15 protein-coding genes, 2 pseudogenes and 1 riboswitch are annotated in these 20,274 nt (G+C 62.9%); of the genes and pseudogenes, 8 read left to right on the forward strand and 9 right to left on the reverse strand.

Annotated features, from left to right (window positions below):
• Positions 1–285: 285 nt before the first annotated feature.
• The 4 genes and pseudogenes from KHO53_RS12515 to trhA all read left to right on the forward strand — a co-directional run.
• A pseudogene (locus KHO53_RS12515) lies at positions 286–4,278 on the forward strand (chemotaxis protein CheA); the annotation flags it as partial.
• A 135-nt stretch (positions 4,279–4,413) separates the two neighbouring features.
• Positions 4,414–4,791 (forward strand): annotated as a pseudogene (locus tag KHO53_RS25975) (response regulator); the annotation flags it as partial.
• The gene (locus KHO53_RS12520) at positions 4,784–5,251 is read left to right on the forward strand and encodes a chemotaxis protein CheW (protein ID WP_213570354.1); all 468 of its coding nucleotides are present in this window, start codon (positions 4,784–4,786) and stop codon (positions 5,249–5,251) included. The pseudogene KHO53_RS25975 and the gene KHO53_RS12520, both read left to right, overlap by 8 nt.
• Before the next feature lie 55 nt (positions 5,252–5,306).
• Complete coding sequence (gene trhA, locus KHO53_RS12525; RefSeq protein ID WP_010221504.1) at positions 5,307–5,924, forward strand: PAQR family membrane homeostasis protein TrhA; 618 nt, start codon at positions 5,307–5,309, stop codon at positions 5,922–5,924.
• Here the strand turns inward: trhA and KHO53_RS12530 are convergent.
• Both KHO53_RS12530 and KHO53_RS12535 read right to left on the reverse strand, forming a co-directional pair.
• Positions 5,921–6,640 carry a 16S rRNA (uracil(1498)-N(3))-methyltransferase gene (locus KHO53_RS12530; RefSeq protein ID WP_213570355.1) on the reverse strand — a complete coding sequence of 240 codons (720 nt, stop codon included), beginning with the start codon at positions 6,638–6,640 and terminating at the stop codon, positions 5,921–5,923. The genes trhA and KHO53_RS12530 overlap by 4 nt on opposite strands.
• A 99-nt stretch (positions 6,641–6,739) precedes the next feature.
• Complete coding sequence (locus KHO53_RS12535; protein ID WP_010221506.1) at positions 6,740–8,146, reverse strand: adenosylmethionine--8-amino-7-oxononanoate transaminase; 1,407 nt, start codon at positions 8,144–8,146, stop codon at positions 6,740–6,742.
• A 191-nt stretch (positions 8,147–8,337) separates the two neighbouring features.
• On the opposite strand from KHO53_RS12535, the gene KHO53_RS12540 reads away from it, so the two are divergent.
• The 3 genes from KHO53_RS12540 (at position 8,338) to KHO53_RS12550 (ending at position 11,621) form a co-directional block, all read left to right on the forward strand.
• On the forward strand, positions 8,338–10,194 hold the full coding sequence (locus KHO53_RS12540; RefSeq protein ID WP_010221507.1) for a flavin monoamine oxidase family protein: 1,857 nt from the start codon (positions 8,338–8,340) through the stop codon (positions 10,192–10,194).
• Between the two features lie 263 nt (positions 10,195–10,457).
• On the forward strand, positions 10,458–11,009 hold the full coding sequence (locus KHO53_RS12545) for a cytochrome b (protein ID WP_010221508.1): 552 nt from the start codon (positions 10,458–10,460) through the stop codon (positions 11,007–11,009).
• Positions 11,010–11,042: 33 nt separating this feature from the next.
• Positions 11,043–11,621 (forward strand): YceI family protein, encoded by a 579-nt coding sequence (locus tag KHO53_RS12550; RefSeq protein ID WP_036995453.1) that lies wholly within the window; start codon positions 11,043–11,045, stop codon positions 11,619–11,621.
• A gap of 64 nt (positions 11,622–11,685) precedes the next feature.
• Here KHO53_RS12550 and rhlE2 read toward each other — a convergent pair whose 3' ends face one another.
• From rhlE2 to KHO53_RS12585, 7 genes are all read right to left on the reverse strand, one after another.
• Positions 11,686–13,584, reverse strand: coding sequence for an RNA helicase RhlE2 (gene rhlE2, locus KHO53_RS12555; protein WP_100782876.1), 1,899 nt, complete (start codon positions 13,582–13,584; stop codon positions 11,686–11,688).
• 221 nt (positions 13,585–13,805) lie between these two features.
• Positions 13,806–14,591 carry a substrate-binding periplasmic protein gene (locus KHO53_RS12560; RefSeq protein WP_010221511.1) on the reverse strand — a complete coding sequence of 262 codons (786 nt, stop codon included), beginning with the start codon at positions 14,589–14,591 and terminating at the stop codon, positions 13,806–13,808.
• A 65-nt stretch (positions 14,592–14,656) separates the two neighbouring features.
• Positions 14,657–15,739, reverse strand: a complete 1,083-nt coding sequence (locus KHO53_RS12565) for a hypothetical protein (RefSeq protein WP_159388027.1) — start codon at positions 15,737–15,739, stop codon at positions 14,657–14,659.
• A gap of 110 nt (positions 15,740–15,849) precedes the next feature.
• A complete protein-coding gene (gene metF / locus KHO53_RS12570; protein WP_010221513.1) occupies positions 15,850–16,695 on the reverse strand; it encodes a methylenetetrahydrofolate reductase [NAD(P)H] in 846 nt (281 codons plus the stop codon).
• Between the two features lie 93 nt (positions 16,696–16,788).
• Positions 16,789–18,198 carry an adenosylhomocysteinase gene (ahcY, locus tag KHO53_RS12575; RefSeq protein WP_010221514.1) on the reverse strand — a complete coding sequence of 470 codons (1,410 nt, stop codon included), beginning with the start codon at positions 18,196–18,198 and terminating at the stop codon, positions 16,789–16,791.
• Between the two features lie 21 nt (positions 18,199–18,219).
• Positions 18,220–18,324: riboswitch (S-adenosyl-L-homocysteine riboswitch) on the reverse strand.
• Between the two features lie 99 nt (positions 18,325–18,423).
• On the reverse strand, positions 18,424–18,933 hold the full coding sequence (locus tag KHO53_RS12580; protein ID WP_213570356.1) for an AidA/PixA family protein: 510 nt from the start codon (positions 18,931–18,933) through the stop codon (positions 18,424–18,426).
• Positions 18,934–19,015: 82 nt separating this feature from the next.
• Positions 19,016–19,522: an inclusion body family protein gene (locus KHO53_RS12585; RefSeq protein ID WP_036995457.1), complete on the reverse strand. Its 507-nt coding sequence runs from the start codon at positions 19,520–19,522 to the stop codon at positions 19,016–19,018.
• A gap of 336 nt (positions 19,523–19,858) precedes the next feature.
• Between KHO53_RS12585 and KHO53_RS12590 the strand changes: the two genes are divergently transcribed.
• Positions 19,859–20,257: an acyl-CoA thioesterase gene (locus KHO53_RS12590; protein ID WP_010221517.1), complete on the forward strand. Its 399-nt coding sequence runs from the start codon at positions 19,859–19,861 to the stop codon at positions 20,255–20,257.
• Positions 20,258–20,274: the final 17 nt, after the last annotated feature.

Consider the following 20,274-nt stretch of genomic DNA (forward strand, 5'->3'; position numbering starts at 1 on the left):
TCGGTGGTCGCCGCTTTGTGCGAAGACCTCAAGCGGGTCAAGGAGCGTCTGGACCAGTTCGTGCGTGGCGATCGCCAGCATCTGGACGAGCTGGAGCCGTTGCTGGCGCCGCTGCGGCAGATCGCCGACACCCTGGCCGTGCTCGGCTTTGGCCAGCCGCGCCGAGTGATCATCGATCAGGTGCTGGTGCTGCAAAGCCTGGCCCAGGGCCAGCGTGAGCCGGCCGATGCGCTGTTGATGGATATCGCCGGGGCGTTGCTGTATGTCGAGGCAACCCTGGCCGGCATGGTCGGGCCGCTGGAGCAGAGCAGCCAGAGCCCGCTGCCGGGCACCGATCTGGCCGAGATTCGGCAACTGGTGCTTGAAGAGGCCTTAGCCGTGTTGCAACAGGTCAAGGACCTGATCGGCGATTGCCTGGATGCTGGCTGGCAGCCACAACGCCTGCAACCACTGCCTGGCTTGCTGCAGCAAATCCGTGGCGCCCTGGCGATGCTGATGCTGCCGCGGGCAGCGGCGTTGATCGGCCACTGCGGCGACTATGTACATGAGCATCTGCTGGGCAACGAAACTCTTGCTGAGCCTTCGGCCCTGAGCCATCTGGCCGAGGCCTTGAGTGCCTGCGAGTGTTACCTGCAATGGCTGATTGCCGACCCCCAGGCCAATCCCTCGCGGTTCCTCGAGGCGGCCCAGCACAGCCTTGCTGCCCTGGGTTATCGCCTTGAGCCGGAACCTGCGGTGATAGAGGTGCCGGCGGTAGCTGCGCCTGACGTCATGCCGATCGATGACGAGTTGCGCGAGATATTCCTTGAAGAAGCCAACGAGCTGCTGCCGTTGCTCAATGAAATGTGGGCCCGTTGGCAAGCCGACAGCGCCGATCGCGAAGCCCTGATCGAACTGCGCCGCGGCCTGCACACCCTCAAGGGCAGTGGGCGCATGGTCCGCGCCCAGGCGCTGGCGGAACTGGCATGGGCGGCGGAGCACCTGCTCAACCGTGTGCTCGAAGGCCGGGTGGAGATTGGCGCGGCGCCCTTCGCCGCGTTGCAACAAGCCCTGGATGAGATGCCTGCGCTGCTTGGCGAGTTTGCCCAGGCCCTGGCGCCGGCCCATCCCGAGATTGAGCAATTGGCGACGCATCTGCATGCGCTGGCCATGAATGACCCGCACAGCGAGGCCGTGGCCAGCGAAGCCATTGACCCGCAATTGCTGGAGATATTCCGCAACGAGGCCCTGGGGCACCTGGACAGCCTCGAAGCCTTTTTGCGCGAGGCCGATCAGCACCTGCCGCTGCCGGTCAGCGACAACCTGCAGCGCGCCCTGCACACCCTCAAGGGCAGCGCGGCGATGGCCGGGGTGTTGCCGATTGCCGAGCTGGCCGGTGCCCTGGACTTACTGGCCCGCGAGTTCAAGGCCCATCTGCTGGCCTTTGATCTTGAAGAAATCTACCTCCTGGAAACCGCAGATCCGCTGCTGCGCCGTGGCGTGCAGCAGCTTTCCAGTTCACCGTTGGCGCCGATTGCCGGGGCTGCGACGCTGATTGCCGATATTCACCAGGTGGTCGATGCGCGCCTGCAGGCGTTGCTGGAGGCGCCGAGCCAGGGCTTGCGGGTCAAGCGCGACCCGCAACTGATTGCCAGCTTCCTGGCCCAGGGCATGGACATCCTGCTCGACGCCGAGTCGTTGCTGCTGCGTTGGCAGGAGCATCCGGGTGAGCGCCAGGAGCTCAATGCGCTGCTCGATGAACTGACCACTCTCGGCCAGAGCGCGCACCTGGCCGACCTGTGGCAGGTGGACGAACTGTGTGAAGCCTTGCTCGACCTCTACGGTGCAGTGGAGGAGAGCAGCCTGGCGGTCAGCCCGCGATTCTTCAGCGAGGCGCAGAGCGCCCATGAAGCGCTGATCGACATGCTCGACCAGATCGCCGCCGGCCAGGAAGTCGACCCGCGTCCGGAACGCTTGCAGGCCCTGCGCGAACTGCTCGACGAAGGCTTGGAACCGTCGGCCATGGGCCTGGTCAGCAGCCAGGGCGGGGCAATCACCGAGCTTGCCAGCGCCACCGCCGAACTGGCCGCCCAGGCACCGGACCCGGCCATGCTCGAGCTGTTCCTCGATGAAGCCAACGACATTCTCGACAGTGCCGACCAGGCCCTGGCGCGCTGGCTGCTGGATACCGATAACGCCTCGGCGCTGTCGTCGCTGGCCCGTGACCTGCAAACCCTCAAGGGCGGCGCACAGATGGCTGCCATGGGGGCGTTCGAAGTGCTGGCGCAAGAGCTTGAGCTGCTTTACGAAGGCCTGGTGGACCGGCGCTTCAGCCCCGGTGCCGAGCTGTTTGCCCTGCTCAAGCGCAGCCACCAGCAACTGGCGCAGATGCTCGAACAATTGCAGCAAGGCCAGGTGCCGGCAGCCCAGGTCGAACTGCTGGCGGCGCTGCGCGAGTTCCGTCATGACGCACCGCCGCCTGCGGTTGTGGATAAGCCTGTCGAAGCGCAGCAGGACGCTGGCGACAAAGAGTTGCTGGAGATCTTCCTCGAAGAAAGCCTCGACCTGGTCGAAAGCTCCAGTGCGGCCCTGCTGCGCTGGCAAGCCGAGCCGCGCAATGGCGTCGAGGTCGAAAACCTGCTGCGTGACCTGCACACCCTCAAGGGCGGTGCACGCATGGTCGAGATCGGGCCGATCGGCGACCTGGCCCACGAGCTGGAGTTCCTCTACGAACTGCTTGCCGCTGGCCAGTTGCAACCCAGCCCGGCGCTGTTCAGCCTGCTGCAGAACTGTCATGACCGCCTGGCCCACATGCTCGATGCCGTGCGCCTGCAACAGCCGCTGCACGCGGCTACGGCGCTGATCGACTACATCCGCAACTTCAGCAGCGCGGCATTGGCCGATACCGCCGCCGGCCAGGCGCACCCGGACACGGCGCCGCCGGAACTGCCGGTGACCGCGCCTGAGCGTGGCGCCGGCGACATGGTCAAGGTGGCCTCGGAGTTGCTCGATGACCTGGGCAATCTGGCCGGCGAAAACTCGATCATCCGTGGCCGCATCGAGCAGCAGGTCAACGATGCGCAGGTGGCCCTGAACGAGATGGAAACCACCCTGGAGCGCATGCGCGACCAGTTGCGCCGCCTGGATACCGAAACCCAGGGGCGCATTCTCAGCCGCCAGGCCGACGGCGACGGCCAGGCCTACGATGACTTCGACCCGCTGGAGATGGACCGCCATTCGCAACTGCAGCAGTTGTCGCGGGCGCTGTTCGAGTCGGCTTCCGACCTGCTTGACCTCAAGGAAACCCTGAGCGTGCGTGCCCATGACGCGCAGAGCCTGTTGCAGCAGCAGGCGCGGGTCAACAGCGACCTGCAGGAAGGCCTGATGCGCACCCGCATGGTGCCGTTCGAGCGCCTGGTGCCGCGTTTGCAGCGGGTGGTGCGGCAGGTGTCCAGCGAGCTGGGCAAGCAGGTTGAACTGGTGATCGGCAATGCCGAGGGCGAGATGGACCGCAGCGTGCTGGAGCGCATGATGGCGCCGCTAGAGCACATGCTGCGCAACGCCGTCGACCATGGCCTGGAGTCGCGCGAGGCGCGCCTGGCGGCCGGTAAGCCGGAGCAGGGGCTGATCTCGCTGAACCTGTTGCATGAAGGCGCCGATATCGTCATCGAAATGACCGATGACGGTGCAGGGGTGCCGCTTGAGGCCGTGCGGCGCAAGGCGATCAACCGTGGGCTGCTCGACCCTGCGGCGGTGCTCAGCGACCACGAGATCATGCAGTTCATCCTTCAGCCGGGGTTCTCCACCGCCGAGAAGATCACCCAGATTTCCGGGCGAGGGCTGGGCATGGACGTGGTCCATGAAGAGGTCAAGCAGCTCGGTGGTTCGATGGTGATCGAGTCGAAGCCGGGCAAGGGCGCGCGTTTTCTGATCCGCCTGCCGTTCACTGTGTCGATCAACCGTGGGTTGATGGTCCAGTACGGTGAAGAGCTGTACGCGATTCCGCTGAACACCATCGAAGGCATCGTCCGCGTGCCGCCGGCCGAGCTTGAAGCCTGCTACCAGCTCGACCCGCCGCATTACCGATACGCCGGACACCGCTATGAGCTGCGCTACCTGGGCGAGCTGCTGCAAGGCGCGGCGCAACCGAAACTGTTGGGCCAGAGCCTGCCGCTGCCGGTGTTGCTGGTGCATTCCCACGATCAACAGTACGCCGTGCAGGTCGATGGCCTGGCGGCCAGCCGCGAGATCGTGGTCAAAAGCCTGGGGCCGCAGTTCGCTGCGGTCCAGGGGTTGTCCGGGGCGACCTTGCTGGGTGATGGCCGGGTGGTGCTGATTCTCGACTTGCTCGGCCAGTTACGCGGCCTGCAGCAGTTGGCCCAGCACCATCGCAGCAGCGAAGGTCTGCGCCGGGAAAACCATGGCAGCGTGCCGGAACGGCCGCTGCTGGTGATGGTGGTGGACGACTCGGTGACCGTGCGCAAGGTCACCGGGCGGCTGCTCGAGCGCCACGGCATGAACGTGCTGACCGCCAAGGACGGGGTCGACGCCATGGCCCTGTTGCAGGAACATCGTCCGGACGTGCTTCTGCTGGACATTGAAATGCCGCGCATGGACGGCTTTGAAGTTGCCACACAGATTCGTCACGATCCCAAGCTCGAGGACCTGCCGATCATCATGATCACTTCGCGTACCGGCCAGAAACACCGCGACCGGGCCATGGCCATCGGCGTCAACGACTACCTGGGCAAGCCCTATCAAGAGTCGGTGCTGCTGCAGAGTATTGCCCAATGGAGCCGCCGCGATGCTTGAACAACCCGCCCGGCATAACCGGCGCAGCAGCCTGACCGGCTTGCTGCTGCCCTTGAGCGATCGCTGCCTGGTGCTGCCCAACGTTGCCGTGGCCGAACTGATCGGCTTTCAGGTCGGCAGCCCGGTGCTGGCGTCGCCTGAATGGTTGCTTGGCTGGATCGACTGGCGTGGCCAGCGCTTGCCTCTGCTCAGCTTCGAATCGGCCTGTGGCGGCCAGCTACAGGTTGGCGAGCGGGCGCGGATTGTCGTGCTCAATGCCCTGGGCAGCAGCCCGCTGCGCTTTGTTGCCTTGCTGGTGCAGGGCATTCCACGCTCGTGCAAGCTCGACAGCCAGCTCAACTACGTCGATGTGCCGCTGGCCGCCCTGGAGATGGCGGCGGTGCAGGTGGGCGAACAGGTGGCGCGGGTGCCGGATCTTCCTGCACTGGAACAGCTGTTGGTGAACGCAGGGGTGGTTTGAAACATTTGCCTGTGTAGGATGGGAGCCCTGTTACTAGTCAGGAGGATCCTGTTGCATGTATCACGGTGAACGTTTCAATGCCTGGACCCATCTGGTCGGCGCCGTGCTGGCTTGCATTGGCACCATCTGGCTGCTGGTGGTGGCAAGCCTGCAAGGTGACCCCTGGAAGATCGTCAGCCTGGCGATCTACGGTTTCACACTGTTGTTGCTCTACAGCATCTCGACGCTTTATCACAGCGTGCGCGGCAAGGCCAAAGTGGTCATGCGCAAGCTCGATCACCTGTCCATCTACCTGTTGATTGCCGGCAGCTATACGCCGTTCTGCCTGGTCAGCCTGCGCGGGCCGTGGGGCTGGAGCCTGTTCGGGGTAGTCTGGGGGCTGGCGGTGATCGGCATGCTGCAAGAGATCAAGCCGCGCTCCGAAGCGCGGGTGATGTCGATCATCATCTATGCACTGATGGGCTGGATCGTGCTGGTGGCGGTCAAGCCACTGCTGGCCAGTCTCGGCGCCGCAGGCTTTGCCTGGCTGGCGGCCGGTGGTGCGTTCTACACCATCGGCATCATCTTCTTCGCCTACGACAGCCGCTTTCGCCATTGGCATGGCATCTGGCACCTGTTCGTGATTGCCGGCAGCCTGCTGCACTTCATCGCGGTGTTCTTCTACGTGCTCTAGAAGTCGCCCCACAGCTGCTGGGCGACGGCCAGGGCCACCACCGGCGCGGTTTCGGTGCGCAGCACCCGCGGGCCCAGGCGCGCGGCGTGGAAGCCGGCGCCTTTGGCCTGCTCCACTTCTGCTTCGCTCAGACCGCCCTCAGGACCGATCAGAAAGGCCAGGCTGGCCGGCTTCTGGTGGCTGACCATCGGTTCAGCGACCGGGTGCAGGACCAGCTTGAGGTCTTCGTCGCAGGCCTTGAGCCAGTCGGCCAGCAGCTGCGGCGGGTGAATCACCGGCACGCTGGAGCGCCCGCACTGCTCGCAGGCGCTGATTGCCACCTGGCGCCAGTGGGCCAGGCGCTTGTCGGCGCGCTCATCTTTCAGGCGCACTTCGCAGCGCTCGCTGACGATCGGGGTAATGGCACTGACACCCAGCTCGGTGGCCTTCTGGATGGCCCAGTCCATGCGCTCGCCGCGGGACAGGCCCTGGCCGAGGTGAACCTGCAGGCTTGAGTCGGCTTGACCGGCGAAGGCTTCGTCGAGCTGCACGCGGACGGTTTTCTTGCCGACTTCGAGCAACTGGCCGCGAAACTCCTGGCCGCTGCCGTCGAACAGTTGCACGGCGTCGCCGGTGGCCATGCGCAGCACGCGGCCGATGTAGTGGGCCTGGGCTTCGGGCAGATCGTGGGCGCCGAGGCTCAGGGGGGCGTCGATGAAGAAGCGGGACAGTCTCATGGGCTAACTCTAAAAATGTGTTGGCAGTGCGGGCCTCATCGCGGGTCAAGCCCGCTCCTACAGGGATCTCTGTGGGAGCGGGCTTGACCCGCGATGCGGTTAGCCCGGATCGCGGAAGTCAGGGTGGAAATCAGCCGGCACCGCCACGCTGATGCTGCTGCGGGTGGCGATGTCGATGCCCTCGGTGGCCACCTCGGCAAGGAAGTCGATCTGCTCCGGGGTGATCACGTAAGGCGGCAGGAAGTACACCACGCTGCCCAGCGGGCGCAGCAGGGCACCGCGACTCAGGGCGTGCTCGAAGACCTTCAGGCCACGGCGCTCCTGCCACGGGTAGGCGGTCTTGCTGGCCTTGTCCTGGACCATCTCGATGGCCAGGGCCATGCCGGTCTGGCGCACTTCGGCGACATGCGGGTGGTCGACCAGGTGCGCGGTGGCGGTGGCCATGCGCTGGGAGAGAGCCTTGTTGGCTTCGATGACGTTGTCCTGCTCGAAGATATCCAGGGTCGCCAGCGCCGCGGCACAGGCCAGCGGGTTGCCGGTGTAGCTGTGCGAGTGGAGGAAGGCGCGCAGGGTCGGGTAATCGTCGTAGAAGGCGCTGTACACCTCGTTGGTGGTCAGGCAGGCGGCCAGCGGCAGGTAGCCGCCGGTCAGGGCCTTGGACAGGCACAGGAAGTCCGGGCGGATGCCGGCCTGTTCGCAGGCGAACATCGTCCCGGTGCGGCCAAAGCCCACGGCGATTTCGTCGTGGATCAGGTGCACGCCATAGCGGTCGCAGGCTTCACGCAGCAGCTTGAGGTACACCGGGTGGTACATGCGCATGCCGCCAGCGCCCTGGATCAGCGGTTCGACGATGACGGCGGCAACCGTGGCATGGTGTTCGGCCAGGGTCTGCTCCATGGCCGCGAACATAGTGCGCGAGTGTTCTTCCCAGCCCATGCCCTCGGGGCGCAGGTAGCAGTCCGGGCTCGGCACCTTGATGGTGTCGAGCAGCAGCGCCTTGTAGGTCTCGGTGAACAGCGGCACATCGCCGACCGACATCGCCGCGATGGTTTCGCCGTGATAGCTGTTGCTCAGGGTGACGAAGCGCTTTTTCTCCGGCTGACCTTTGTTCAGCCAGTAGTGGAAGCTCATTTTCAGCGCCACTTCGATGCAGGACGAACCGTTATCGGCGTAGAACACCCGGTCCAGGCCTTCAGGGGTGATCTGCACCAGGCGCTCGGAGAGCTCGATCACCGGCTGATGGCTGAAGCCGGCGAGGATCACGTGTTCGAGCTGGTCGACCTGATCCTTGATGCGCTGGTTGATGCGCGGGTTGGCATGGCCAAAAACGTTGACCCACCAGGAGCTGACGGCGTCGAGATAGTGCTTGCCTTCGAAGTCTTCCAGCCACACGCCTTGGCCGCGCTTGATTGGAATCAGCGGCAGTTGTTCGTGATCTTTCATCTGGGTGCAGGGGTGCCACAGGACCTTGAGGTCGCGTTGCATCCACTGTTGGTTGAGGCCCATTTCGATTCTCCTGGCGACGGCGGCTCGGACATGCCGCGCAAGCCTATGCAATGCGCCGGCCGAGAACAACCCGTGCGCTGCAATCAGGGTGCTGGCGTTGCTGGCGGGGGCGCTTGGCGTGGCGTATCCTTCGGCTACTCTTTCTGGGGGGATCCCCCCAAACACTTCTGCTTTGATCCGGAGTTCGCCAAATGTCTGCTGGTTGGCTGCGCGCGTGTGCGCTGGTAATGATAGGACTGTTCAGCGGCACTGCGCTGGCCAAGGACAAGGCCCCGACGGCAATCGTCGTCGGTGGCGGTCTGGCCGGCCTGACAGCCGCCTATGAGTTGCAGAACAAGGGGTGGCAGGTGACCCTGCTGGAAGCCAAGGCCGGCATGGGCGGGCGCTCGGGCCTGGCCACCAGCGAATGGATCGGCAACAGCAAGGCCCAGCCGGTGCTCAACCAGTACCTGGACACCTTCAAGCTCAGTACCCTGCCGGCACCGGAGTTCGTGCGGACCCCGGGTTACCTGATCGACGGCGAGTATTTCAGCTCGACCGACCTGGCCACCAAGCAGCCGGCCACCGCCGAGGCGCTCAAGCGTTACGAGAAGACCCTCGACGACCTGGCGCGCTCGATCGACGATCCGCTGAACCCGGCGGCCAACAGCACCCTGTTTGCCCTCGACCAGCTCAACGTCTCCGGCTGGCTCGACAAGCTGCAGTTGCCGGCCACCGCACGCCAGTTGATCAATCAGCAAATCCGTACCCGCTACGACGAGCCATCGCGCCTGTCGCTGCTCTATTTCGCCCAGCAGACCCGCGTCTACCGTGGCGTCAGCGACCGTGACCTGCGCGCGGCCCGCCTGCCAGGCGGCAGCCCGGTACTGGCCCAGGCCTTCGTCAAACAGTTGAAGACCATCAAGACCCAATCGCCGGTAAGTGCCATTGTCCAGGACAAGGACGGCGTCACCGTCAAAGTCGGTAGCGTCGGTTACCAGGCCGATTACGTAGTGCTGGCCGTGCCGCTGCGCGCCCTGTCGAAAATCCAGATGACCCCGGGCCTGGACGCCAAGCACCTGGCTGCGCTCAAGGGTACCAACTACGGCTGGCGCGACCAGCTGATGCTCAAGTTCAAGACCCCGGTGTGGGAGAGCCGCTCGCGGATGTCCGGCGAGATCTACAGCAACACCGGCCTGGGCATGCTCTGGATCGAGCCTGCGCTCAAGGGCGGCGCCAACGTGGTGATCAACCTTTCCGGTGACAACGCGCGTCTGCTGCAAGCCTTTGGCGACAAGCAGATGGTCGATCAGGTGCTGATCCGCCTGCACGCCTTCTACCCGCAGGCCCGCGGTGCCTTCACCGGCTACGAAGTGCGCCGTTACAGCACCGACGTCGGTACCGGTGGCGCCTACCTGGCCTATGGTCCTGGCCAGATCAGCAAGTACTGGCGCCTGTGGGAGCGTCCGGTGCAGCGTATTGCCTTTGCGGGCGAGCACACCGATGCGATGTACCCGGGCACCCTCGAAGGCGCCCTGCGCAGTGGTCAGCGCGCTGCCAGCCAGGTCCAGGATCTGGCGGCCGGCAAGTCGTTCGAACCGGTCAAGGCGGTAGCGGCCACCGCTGCTGCAGGCACGGCTGCGGCGGCGGCGAGCAAGGGCAACTTCTTCAGCAACCTGTTTGGTGGTTCGTCCGACAAGTCGGCCAAGGCCGAGGAGCCGGTGAAGAAGGAAGAGGGCAAGCCAGGGTTCTTCAAGCGTCTGTTCGGCGGTGCTGACAAGCCTGCCGAGCAGCCATCCGCCAAGCCTGCCGAGGTTGCCCCGGCACCCGCTCCGGCTACTGCACCGGCACCCACGGTAGCACCGGTTGCCAAGGAAGAACCGGCCAAGGCGCCGGTAAAAGCGGCCCCGGCCAAACCTGCGGCCAAGCAGGCGCCGGCGAAAAAACCGGTGGCCAAAGCGCAACAGCAGAAAAAGACTGCAGCCAAGGCTGCGCCAGTGAAGAAAGCCGCTGCCAAGGCGGAACCGGTGAAAAAGCCGGTGGCCGATACCCAGGCCAAGGCGCAGTAATGCGCTGACTTCATCGCCGGCAAGACCGGCTCCCACAGGGTTTTGTTCAAGCCGAACCTGTGGGAGCCGGCGTTGCCGGTGATGGGCCGCGCTACGGCCCCAAGACCCTCAGGGTCTTCCCTTCCCACGTAGTTAATGTTTCCTTAATAGCTTCGTTTCATACTAAAGATCATATTTCTCGATATTTCAGAGCAAGTTTTTCTGCTTTTAATCGATAAATAACTCGTTAGTCTTGAGCACAGTTCTTACAGGGAAACACGGCAATGCAACTGCGCAATTCATCTTCTCGTTATGGCCTTGTCAGCATCTTCCTGCACTGGGGTGTTGCGCTGGCCGTATTCGGCCTGTTCGGCCTGGGCCTGTGGATGATGGGCCTGGACTACTACAGCACCTGGCGCAAAGACGCCCCCGACCTGCACAAAAGCATCGGCCTGGTGCTGCTTGGGGTAATGCTGCTGCGTGTGCTCTGGCGCTTTGTCAGTCCGCCCCCGCCGGCTCCGGCCAGCCACGGCAAACTGACTCGCCTGGCCTCCACTGCCGGCCATGGCCTGCTGTACCTGGGTTTGTTCGCGGTGATGATTGCCGGTTACCTGATTTCTACCGCCGATGGTGTTGGCATTCCGGTGTTCGGCCTGTTTGAAGTGCCGGCGCTGGTCAGCAATCTGCCCGACCAGGCCGACGTCGCCGGCGAAATCCATTTCTACCTGGCCTGGGGCCTGGTGATTTTTGCCGGGCTGCATGGCCTGGCCGCCCTGAAACACCACTTTATTGACCGTGACGCGACCCTGATCCGCATGCTGGGCCGCAAAGCTTGATGTTCAACCTCAACTCCAAAGGGATATAGACGCATGTTGAAAAAGACTTTTGCCGCTCTGGCGCTCGGTACCGCACTGTTGTCCGCCGGCCAAGCCATGGCAGCAGATTACAAGATCGACAAGGAAGGCCAGCACGCCTTCGTTGACTGGAAGATCAGCCACCTGGGCTACAGCTTCATCCACGGTACTTTCAAGGATTTCGATGGTTCCTTCAGCTGGGATTCGACCAAGCCTGAGGCCAGCAAGATCGCAGTCGACCTGAAAACCGCCAGCCTGTGGTCCAACCACGCCGAGCGTGACAAGCACATCGCCAGCAAAGACTTCCTCGATGTGAAGAAGTACCCAGAGGCCAAGTTCGTGTCCACCGCCGTTAAATCTACCGGCGAGAAAACCGCTGACGTGACCGGCGACCTGACCCTGCACGGTGTGACCAAACCGGTGATCTTCAAGGCTACCTTCAACGGTGAAGGCAAGGATCCATGGGGTGGCGAGCGTGCCGGTTTCAACGCCAAGACCACGCTGAACCTGAACGACTTCGGCATCAAAGGCCCAGGCCCTGCATCGCAGACCCTGGATCTGGACATCACGATCGAAGGCGTCAAGCAGAAGTAATTGCTGCTGAACGAACAAAAACGCCGCCCCTAGGGGCGGCGTTTTTGTTGGCGCGGTCGCTGAATCAGCGGTTGCGCGTCAGCAAAGCAGGTTTCTCGCCACGTGGACGGCTTGGCAGTTGCTCGAGCTGCTCGGCAGTCGGGAAGCGATCGACCTTCGACTCCTTGTGCATGATCTTCGGCTGCGACTGGCCTTCACGCGGGTTGCGCACGGCCGGTTCCTGGCTCGATTGATCATCGCGGGCTGGACGACGGTTACGACCGCCACCACCGTCGCGGCGCGCCTGGCCGTCACGGCCGCCACCACCACTACGGGCACCACCACCGCGTTTCTCTCCATTGGCCGAAGCACTGCCACCGCTACGCGGGCCGTTGTTGCTGCGTGGCTGACCACCCCGTGGCTGGCCACCCGTACCGGCGCCAGCCTGGGCAGGTGCACCCGGGCGACGGTTGCGGCCCTGGTTGCCCTTGTTCTGGTAAGGGCTGACGTAGTCGGCGCGGTTACCGAAGTTGTCGACTTCGTCATCCAGGAATTCTTCCGGATCACGGTTGGCCGGCACTGGCGGGATACCTGGCTGAGCCGACTGGGCCTGACGCGGCTTGTTGTCGCGCGGCTTGCGCTCCTGGCGGCCACCAGCGGATTTCTCCGCAGTTTTTTCCTTGTCCTTGTCGCGGCCTTTGTCTTTGCCCTGATCCTTGCCCTTGTCCTTGCGGCCGCCACTGTTGGCATTGCTGCCATCGGCACGTTGGCCACGGCCAGTGCGCGGATTGTTTTGCGGACGTTCACGGGTTTCGGGTTTTTCAGCTTCGACCTTGGAGGCGTCAAAGCCCATCAGGTCGCCATCCGGGATTTTCTGGCGGGTGACGCGCTCGATGCTCTTGAGCAGCTTTTCTTCATCCGGAGCGACCAGCGAAATGGCCTCACCCGAGCGACCGGCACGGCCGGTACGGCCGATGCGGTGGACGTAATCTTCTTCGACATTGGGCAACTCGAAGTTGACCACGTGCGGCAGTTGGTCGATGTCCAGGCCACGGGCGGCGATGTCGGTGGCGACCATGATGCGCACGGTACCGGCCTTGAAGTCGGCCAGGGCCTTGGTACGGGCGTTCTGGCTCTTGTTGCCGTGGATCGCGGCGGCGGTCAGGCCGTGCTTTTCCAGGTACTCGGCCAGGCGGTTGGCGCCATGCTTGGTACGGGTGAACACCAGTACCTGTTCCCAGGCGCCGGTAGTGATCAGGTGCGCCAGCAAGGCACGCTTGTGGCTGGCCGGCAGGCGGTAGACGCGTTGTTCGATACGCTCGACGGTAGTGTTCGGCGGCGTGACTTCAATGCGTTCCGGATTGTGCAGCAGCTTGTCGGCAAGGTCAGTGATGTCCTTGGAGAAGGTCGCCGAGAACAGCAGGTTCTGGCGCTTGGCCGGCAAACGGGCGAGGACCTTTTTCACATCGTGGATGAAGCCCATGTCGAGCATGCGGTCGGCTTCGTCCAGCACCAGGGTTTCGACATGGGACAGGTCAACGCTGCCCTGGCCGGCCAGGTCGAGCAAGCGCCCCGGGCAGGCTACCAGCACATCAACGCCCTTGGCCATGGCCTGAACCTGGGGGTTCATGCCGACGCCACCAAAGATGCAGGCGCTGACGAATTTGAGGTCGCGGGCGTAGACCTTGAAGCTGTCGTGAACCTGGGCGGCCAGTTCGCGCGTCGGGGTCAGCACCAGTACCCGCGGCTGGCGTGGGCCATGACGCTGGGATTTGTCCGGGTGACCGCCTGGGAACAGGCGCTCAAGGATCGGCAGGGCGAAGCCGCCGGTTTTACCAGTACCTGTCTGGGCGGCAACCATCAGGTCGCGGCCTTGCAACACGGCGGGAATGGCCCGCTGTTGCACCGGAGTGGGCTGGGTGTAGCCCGCTGCCTCGATGGCGCGGACTAGAGCCTCGGAGAGACCGAGGGAAGCAAAGGACATGAGTAATCCTGTTCTAATGGGGGCTGAGCCCGATGGGATAATCTTGCCTGGCGCGACGGGCATCAGGTGATGCTATCGCGTCCGGTCCTGCAGGGCCTTCAATGCGCATCCGGGGCGGCGGGCGGGCTCTTGGCCGCGCTGTCCTGCCGGTCGGGATGCCTTTTGCAAGGCCGAGCGTCCGGGCGTAAGCCTGGCGGGAAGGCCCGAGTATAACAGAGCATTCAGCGCGTGCTGTGTTCCTGCTGCTCAACGGCGGGTTGAAAGTTTTCCCCGGCACTGGCGTAACGGGCATGCAGCGCGGCATAGGCCGGTTCGCGCTTGAAGCGGCGCAGCTCGGCGGCAAAGCGCTGGGCCAGCAGGTCCATGCCGACATTGCGGCGCACCGCCAGGTACTGGCTCTGGCGGCTGATCACCAGCGGCAGTTCGCTGATCTGCTGCTCCAGGCCCAGGTTGCGCACTAGGTAGCGGCCTACTCGACGGTCAGTGATCAGCAGGTCGATGCGCCCGCGCTGCAGCTTGCCGAAGTTGGCCTCATGGGTGGGCGCAGGTTCGCGGGTGAATAGCGGCGACTCGATAAACGCCGCTCCGTAGCTGTAACCGGGCGAGGTCCCTACCGTCAGGCCGCGCAGGTCTTCCAGGCGCTTGACCTTGTGCGGTCGGTCGTTGGCGTAGAAGAGGGTGAATTCGACGTCGGACAGCGGTTCGCTGGGGTAGAACAGCTGGCTGTCGCGCTGTTCGGTCTGGAAGATGTCCAGCACACCATCGGCCAGACCTTGTTCGATCATGGCCAGGCAGCGTTTCCACGGCAGGAATTGCCATTCCACCTCGACGCCCAGGCGTTTGAATACTTCGGCGGTCACCTCGTAGTCGATGCCTTTGGCCTGACCGTCTTCAAGGTAGACATAGGGAGCCCAGGGTTCGGTGACGATACGTAGCTTCTCGCCATGGGCAAAGGCACTCAGGCAAGTGAGAAACAGCGCGGTCAACAGACGGGTGAAATCGGGCATGGCTGGAGATTACGACGTGCGCACGGCTATGGCTAGTAGCCGTGCACGTCGATCCAGCCGGGTTGTCAGCGCTGTGATCGCTTTAACAGCAAATCACGCACGGTGCGGTGCTTGCGGCCCAGGGACAGGCGCATACCGGGATGCTCGAACCATTGCTGCAGGGTCGCGGGGCAGAGCGGCTGCGGATGCCGGGCCTTGGCGTTGTCCAGGGCCTTGTCCCACCAAGCCGAGGCGCAGGCGCGGTCGAACTCGTTGGGGTAGTCGTAGCAGCCGTTGAGCAACTCGCGCATGAACTGGCGCTGTTCGGCCGGCAAGGTCAGGCTCAAGGCCTTGTAGCCCAGCCGCTGCAGGGTGGGCGGCTTGGGCAGCTGGGCGTTGACGCGGTAGACATCGGCCAGCGCCGCTTCAGTCAGAGGGGCATGCTGGTGCTTGGCCAGCCAGGCCTGGACCTTGGCCCGGAACAGCTGCTTGCGGCTCCAGTAGTGATGGATCAGGTCGGTGCACTGGTTGACCTGCATCTGCCGGTAGGCCGCGACAGTCAGGCAGAACTCTTCCAGGGTGTAAGCCCCCTTGGCGTGGGGGTAGTACTCGTCCATCAAGGCGATGGAGCGGTCGAGCAACGGTGCATCTTCCTGCATCAGGCCAATGACCCCGGAGTTCAGCAGTGGCATGTTCCGGTCGGCCAGGCCGCGCTCCTCGAGCATCGGTGCCAGGGTCTGAAACAGCAGGCACTGCGGGTCACTGCCATAGGTGCCGCCGATGGCGTTGCACAGCAAGGTGCCTGGCTTGACCCGGTGGAACAGTTCGATGGGCGACTGATGGAAAAACGTGTCGGTATCGATCAGCACTGCCATGGGCGCACTGGCCAGCACCTTACGCAGCACCACATGCTTGCTGCGAAAGTGATAACCGTAGGGCTGGTTCCAGGCTTCGCGGGTGGCCGCGTCGAGTGGATGTACGCTTACCGGCAGATGCAGGTAGGGCTCGGGGTTGTCGCTGTAGACCTGGATATCAAGGGCTTGCCCGGGAGTCTTGCGCAGGTTGGCCAGGGCGCTGACGATGCTGAACTGGGCTTCCTGATGATAGGTGTGTGGCCCGAAGACCAGGTAAACAAGTTGCGGTCGAGCAGGGGTAAGTCCTTGGCGCATGAAGGCACGAGAATCCGTCAGGGGGTAAGAATGCAGAAAAGGCCCTTAGCGTAAGCTAAAGGCCTTATCAATATTTTGACGCAATTGTTACCTGTGGTGTAGCGAGCCGATCAGCGGGGCAACTTGAGGTTGTTCCAGATCGCCAGGCTCGGATCGGCCTGGTTCAGGGTATAGAAGTGCAGCCCAGGTGCGCCGCCTTGCAGCAGTTGTTCGCACATACGGGTGATGACTTCTTCGCCAAAGGCCTGGATGCTCTTCACGTCGTCGCCGTAAGCTTCCAGCTGCTTGCGGATCCAGCGTGGGATCTCGGCGCCGCAGGCGTCGGAGAAACGCGCCAGCTTGCTGTAGTTGGTGATCGGCATGATCCCCGGTACTACAGGGATATCCACCCCCATCTGCTGCACACGCTCGACGAAGTAGAAATAGCTGTCGGCGTTGAAGAAGTACTGGGTGATGGCGCTGTTGGCGCCGGCGTTGGCCTTGCGTACGAAGTTTTTCAGGTCATCTTCGAAATTGCGCGCCTGCGGATGCATCTCCGGGTAGGCGGCGATTTCGATGTGAAAGTGATCGCCGCTTTCCTGGCGGATGAACTCGACCAGTTCGTTGGCGTAGCGCAACTCGCCGCTGGCCATGCCCATGCCCGATGGCAAGTCGCCACGCAGGGCAACGATGCGCTGGATGCCAGCTGCCTTGTACTGGATCAGCAGCGAGCGCAGGTCATCCTTGCTGTCGCCGACGCACGACAGGTGCGGGGCCGCCGGGACTTTCACTTCGCTTTCCAGCTGCAGCACGGTGTTGAGCGTGCGGTCGCGGGTCGAGCCACCGGCACCGTAGGTGCAGGAGAAGAAATCCGGGTTGTAGCTGGCCAGCTGGCGGGCAGTGGCAAGCAGTTTTTCATGTCCAGCATCGGTCTTGGTCGGGAAGAACTCGAAGCTGTAACGACGTTCCTGAGACATAGAAGACTCTCTTCAGCGGCAAGCTACAAGCCGCAAGCTATAAGCAGCAGCGGCGCGAACCGCTTGCAGCTTGTAGCTTGCAGCTACCAACTTTCAGTAGCGATAGGCGTGTGGCTTGAACGGCCCTTCAACAGTAACGCCGATGTAGTCGGCCTGCTGCTTGGTCAGTTGGGTCACCACGCCGCCGAAGCCGCGGACCATTTCCAGGGCCACTTCTTCGTCGAGCTTCTTCGGCAGGACTTCAACGGTCAGGCGCTCGGCTTTCTGAGCGGCTGGCAGGTCGGCGTACTTCTGCTGGAACAGGAAGATCTGGGCCAGGACCTGGTTGGCGAACGAGCCGTCCATGATCCGGCTCGGGTGACCGGTGGCGTTGCCCAGGTTCACCAGGCGGCCTTCGGCCAGCAGGATCAGGTAGTCGTCGTTCTGTGGGTCGAAGTCGCCATGGCCGGTACGGTGGACCTTGTGTACCTGTGGTTTGACTTCTTCCCAAGCCCAGTTCTTGCGCATGAAAGCGGTATCGATTTCATTGTCGAAGTGGCCGATGTTGCAGACCACGGCGCGCTTCTTCAGGGCCTTGAGCATGTTGGCATCGCAGACGTTGACGTTACCGGTGGTGGTCACGATCAGGTCGATCTTGCCCAGCAGCGCCTTGTCGATGCTCGCTTCGGTACCGTTGTTGATACCGTCGATGAACGGCGAGACCAGCTCGAAACCGTCCATGCAGGCTTGCATGGCGCAGATCGGGTCGACTTCCGACACCTTGACGATCATGCCTTCCTGACGCAGCGACTGGGCCGAGCCCTTGCCGACGTCACCGTAGCCGATGACCAGCGCCTGCTTGCCCGACAGCAGGTGGTCGGTGCCGCGCTTGATGGCGTCGTTGAGGCTGTGACGGCAGCCGTACTTGTTGTCGTTCTTGCTCTTGGTGACCGAGTCGTTGACGTTGATCGCCGGGACTTTCAGCTCACCCTTGGCCAGCATGTCGAGCAGGCGGTGCACACCGGTGGTGGTCTCTTCGGTGACGCCGTGGACGCGCTCCAGCACAGCCGGATACTTCTTGTGCAGCAGCTCGGTGAGGTCGCCGCCATCGTCGAGGATCATGTTGGCGTCCCATGGCTGGCCATCCTTGAGGATGGTTTGCTCCAGGCACCACTCGTACTCTTCCTCGGTCTCGCCTTTCCAGGCGAAAACTGGGATGCCGGCAGCCGCGATGGAGGCAGCGGCCTGGTCTTGAGTCGAGAAGATGTTGCAGGACGACCAGCGTACTTCGGCACCCAGGGCAACCAGGGTTTCGATCAGCACGGCGGTCTGAATGGTCATGTGGATGCAGCCGAGGATTTTCGCACCCTTGAGCGGTTGCTCTTGCAGGTACTTGCGGCGCAGGCCCATCAGCGCAGGCATTTCCGATTCAGCAATGATGGTCTCGCGACGGCCCCAGGCAGCCAGGGAGATATCGGCGACTTTGTAATCGGTAAAACCAGCAGGCGTGTTTACAGCGCTCATTGAGAGCCTCCATTCGTAATGTGCGAATGGGCGCCGTTGTGCGTTTAGTGTCCGCAGGCATGCCTGGCGGGACAACGCCCCATCCGAGCCTGACAGGTTGAACCTGCTGCAGCGCCCCTCGGACAGGTGGCGGGAACGGTAGCCAATGTAGCCACCGTCGAATAATGCCGGGCGATTATAGCCGGGCTTTTCGAGCTTCCCAAGCGCTAAAGACAAATCAACGGCTCAGCCGGTCGGCATCGTGACCAGCAGATCCAGGTGCAGGCGCAGGTAAGCCAGCGGCTCGCAGTCCTGGGCCAGTAGCATGACCTGCCAGGTAAGCTTGAACTCGCCAGGCTGGTCGCTGCGCAGCTGCCAGTGATAATCGTCGACCTCACGGCTCGACGGTTGCAGCGGGGTGGACGCTTCGGGAAGCGCCAGGTGCACGTTGTGCTGTTCGATCAGCTCGATTGCCAGCGGGGGCGTGCTGGCAGGGCTGTGGCTGAAGAGTATTTCTTCGCCGAGCAGCGCCACTGGCACCATGCGCAGCAGCAGCGTTTTCCCAGCCTCGATGGTCAGCCGTGGAGCGTCGACAAGCAGGGGGGCGTCCGTCTCCGGGCGGGCGTGCAGGATGCACAGGTGGCGGGGGTCGAGATCGGCGGGTGAGTCGGGATCAATGGGCAGCGGTTCAAGAGAGTCGAGCAGGCCCTTGGTATCGACGATAAGCACAACGTGTTCAGGTTTCTCCGTAGCCATGATGAGCTCCTTCCATGAGCACCAATTGGGGAGGGTTTTGACATGTGCCACCGGCCCGCAGGCCGATGGCACATGCACTGGATCAGTTGGTGATGGTGATGAACGGATCCCATTCGAAGTAGCCACAGCACTTGCAATCACGATCGACGATCATGAACTTGAAGTGGTAAGTGACTTTGCCTTGCGCGAGCAGGTCGCCGCGCCAGTAGTAGTTGTCGTTGATCTGGCAGGTCGGAACAGACTTATTGTTCGCGTTAGGCACAGCCGTTTGCACTTTGGCGCGCAGGGGACGAGGGTCTTCCAGCAGTTGGTGCTTCGGGTCGTCGCAGACGAACGCATAAAGGATTACGGACTGCTCGAAGCCAAATGAAATGCTCTGCTCGCGCCAGCGAACTACATCGCCTACGCGGCCCCTGAGGTGCAACTCGCCGCCGGCCTGGCCGGCGATGACGTTGTCCTGGTAGGTGACCATGTAGATATGTTCCGGCGGGATGAACGTGGGCTTGTTCGGGTCCTTGCTCGGATTGGGGAATTTCTTGAGGATGGTTTCGGTGTCGAAGTTGATGCTGACATCAATGACTCGGGACATGAGTGGATTCCTTTTCACAGTTCGAGTAGGTCAATGGTGAGCCTCAGTTGCTCTCCACTGGCACTGCCCGGAGCTTCGCTTCCTGCGATGCCGGTTCTGCCGCGCCGTATGCCAAGTTCCGGTTGTCCGACTACCTGGAGTGATCTGTGGATCACATGCTCAGGCTAGATGTATAGAGCGGGGTGTCAAAGTGCGCCCGGTGAAATTTCCATGGCTACTGACCAATGGTCGTAATGGTCGACGCCACCCGAATGGGACTACCATGTAGAACAAGGGCCGGAGGGCTGTATTGCCCTTTGGCGCTCGACTTTTCAGAGGCCAAGGTCAGGAGTAGCGATGAATTTCCACACCCGCAAATGGGTAAAACCCGAAGACCTCAACCCCAACGGCACCCTGTTCGGCGGCAGCCTGCTGCGCTGGATCGATGAAGAGGCGGCGATCTATGCGATCGTTCAACTGGGCAACCAGCGCGTGGTGACCAAGTACATCTCGGAGATCAACTTCGTCAGCGCCTCGCGCCAGGGCGACATTATCGAACTGGGCATCACCGCCACCGAATTCGGGCGCACCTCGATCACCCTCAAGTGCGAAGTGCGCAACAAGATCACCCGCAAGAGCATCCTCACGGTCGACCGCATGGTCTTCGTCAACCTGGGTGAAGACGGCCTGCCGGCGCCGCACGGGCGCACCGAGATCAAGTACATCAAGGATCAGTTCGATACCGCGGTGGAATGAAAGGCATCGCCGGCAAG

The sequence above is a fragment of the Pseudomonas sp. RC2C2 genome (genome assembly GCF_018390435.1).
GTDB lineage: Bacteria > Pseudomonadota > Gammaproteobacteria > Pseudomonadales > Pseudomonadaceae > Aquipseudomonas > Aquipseudomonas donghuensis.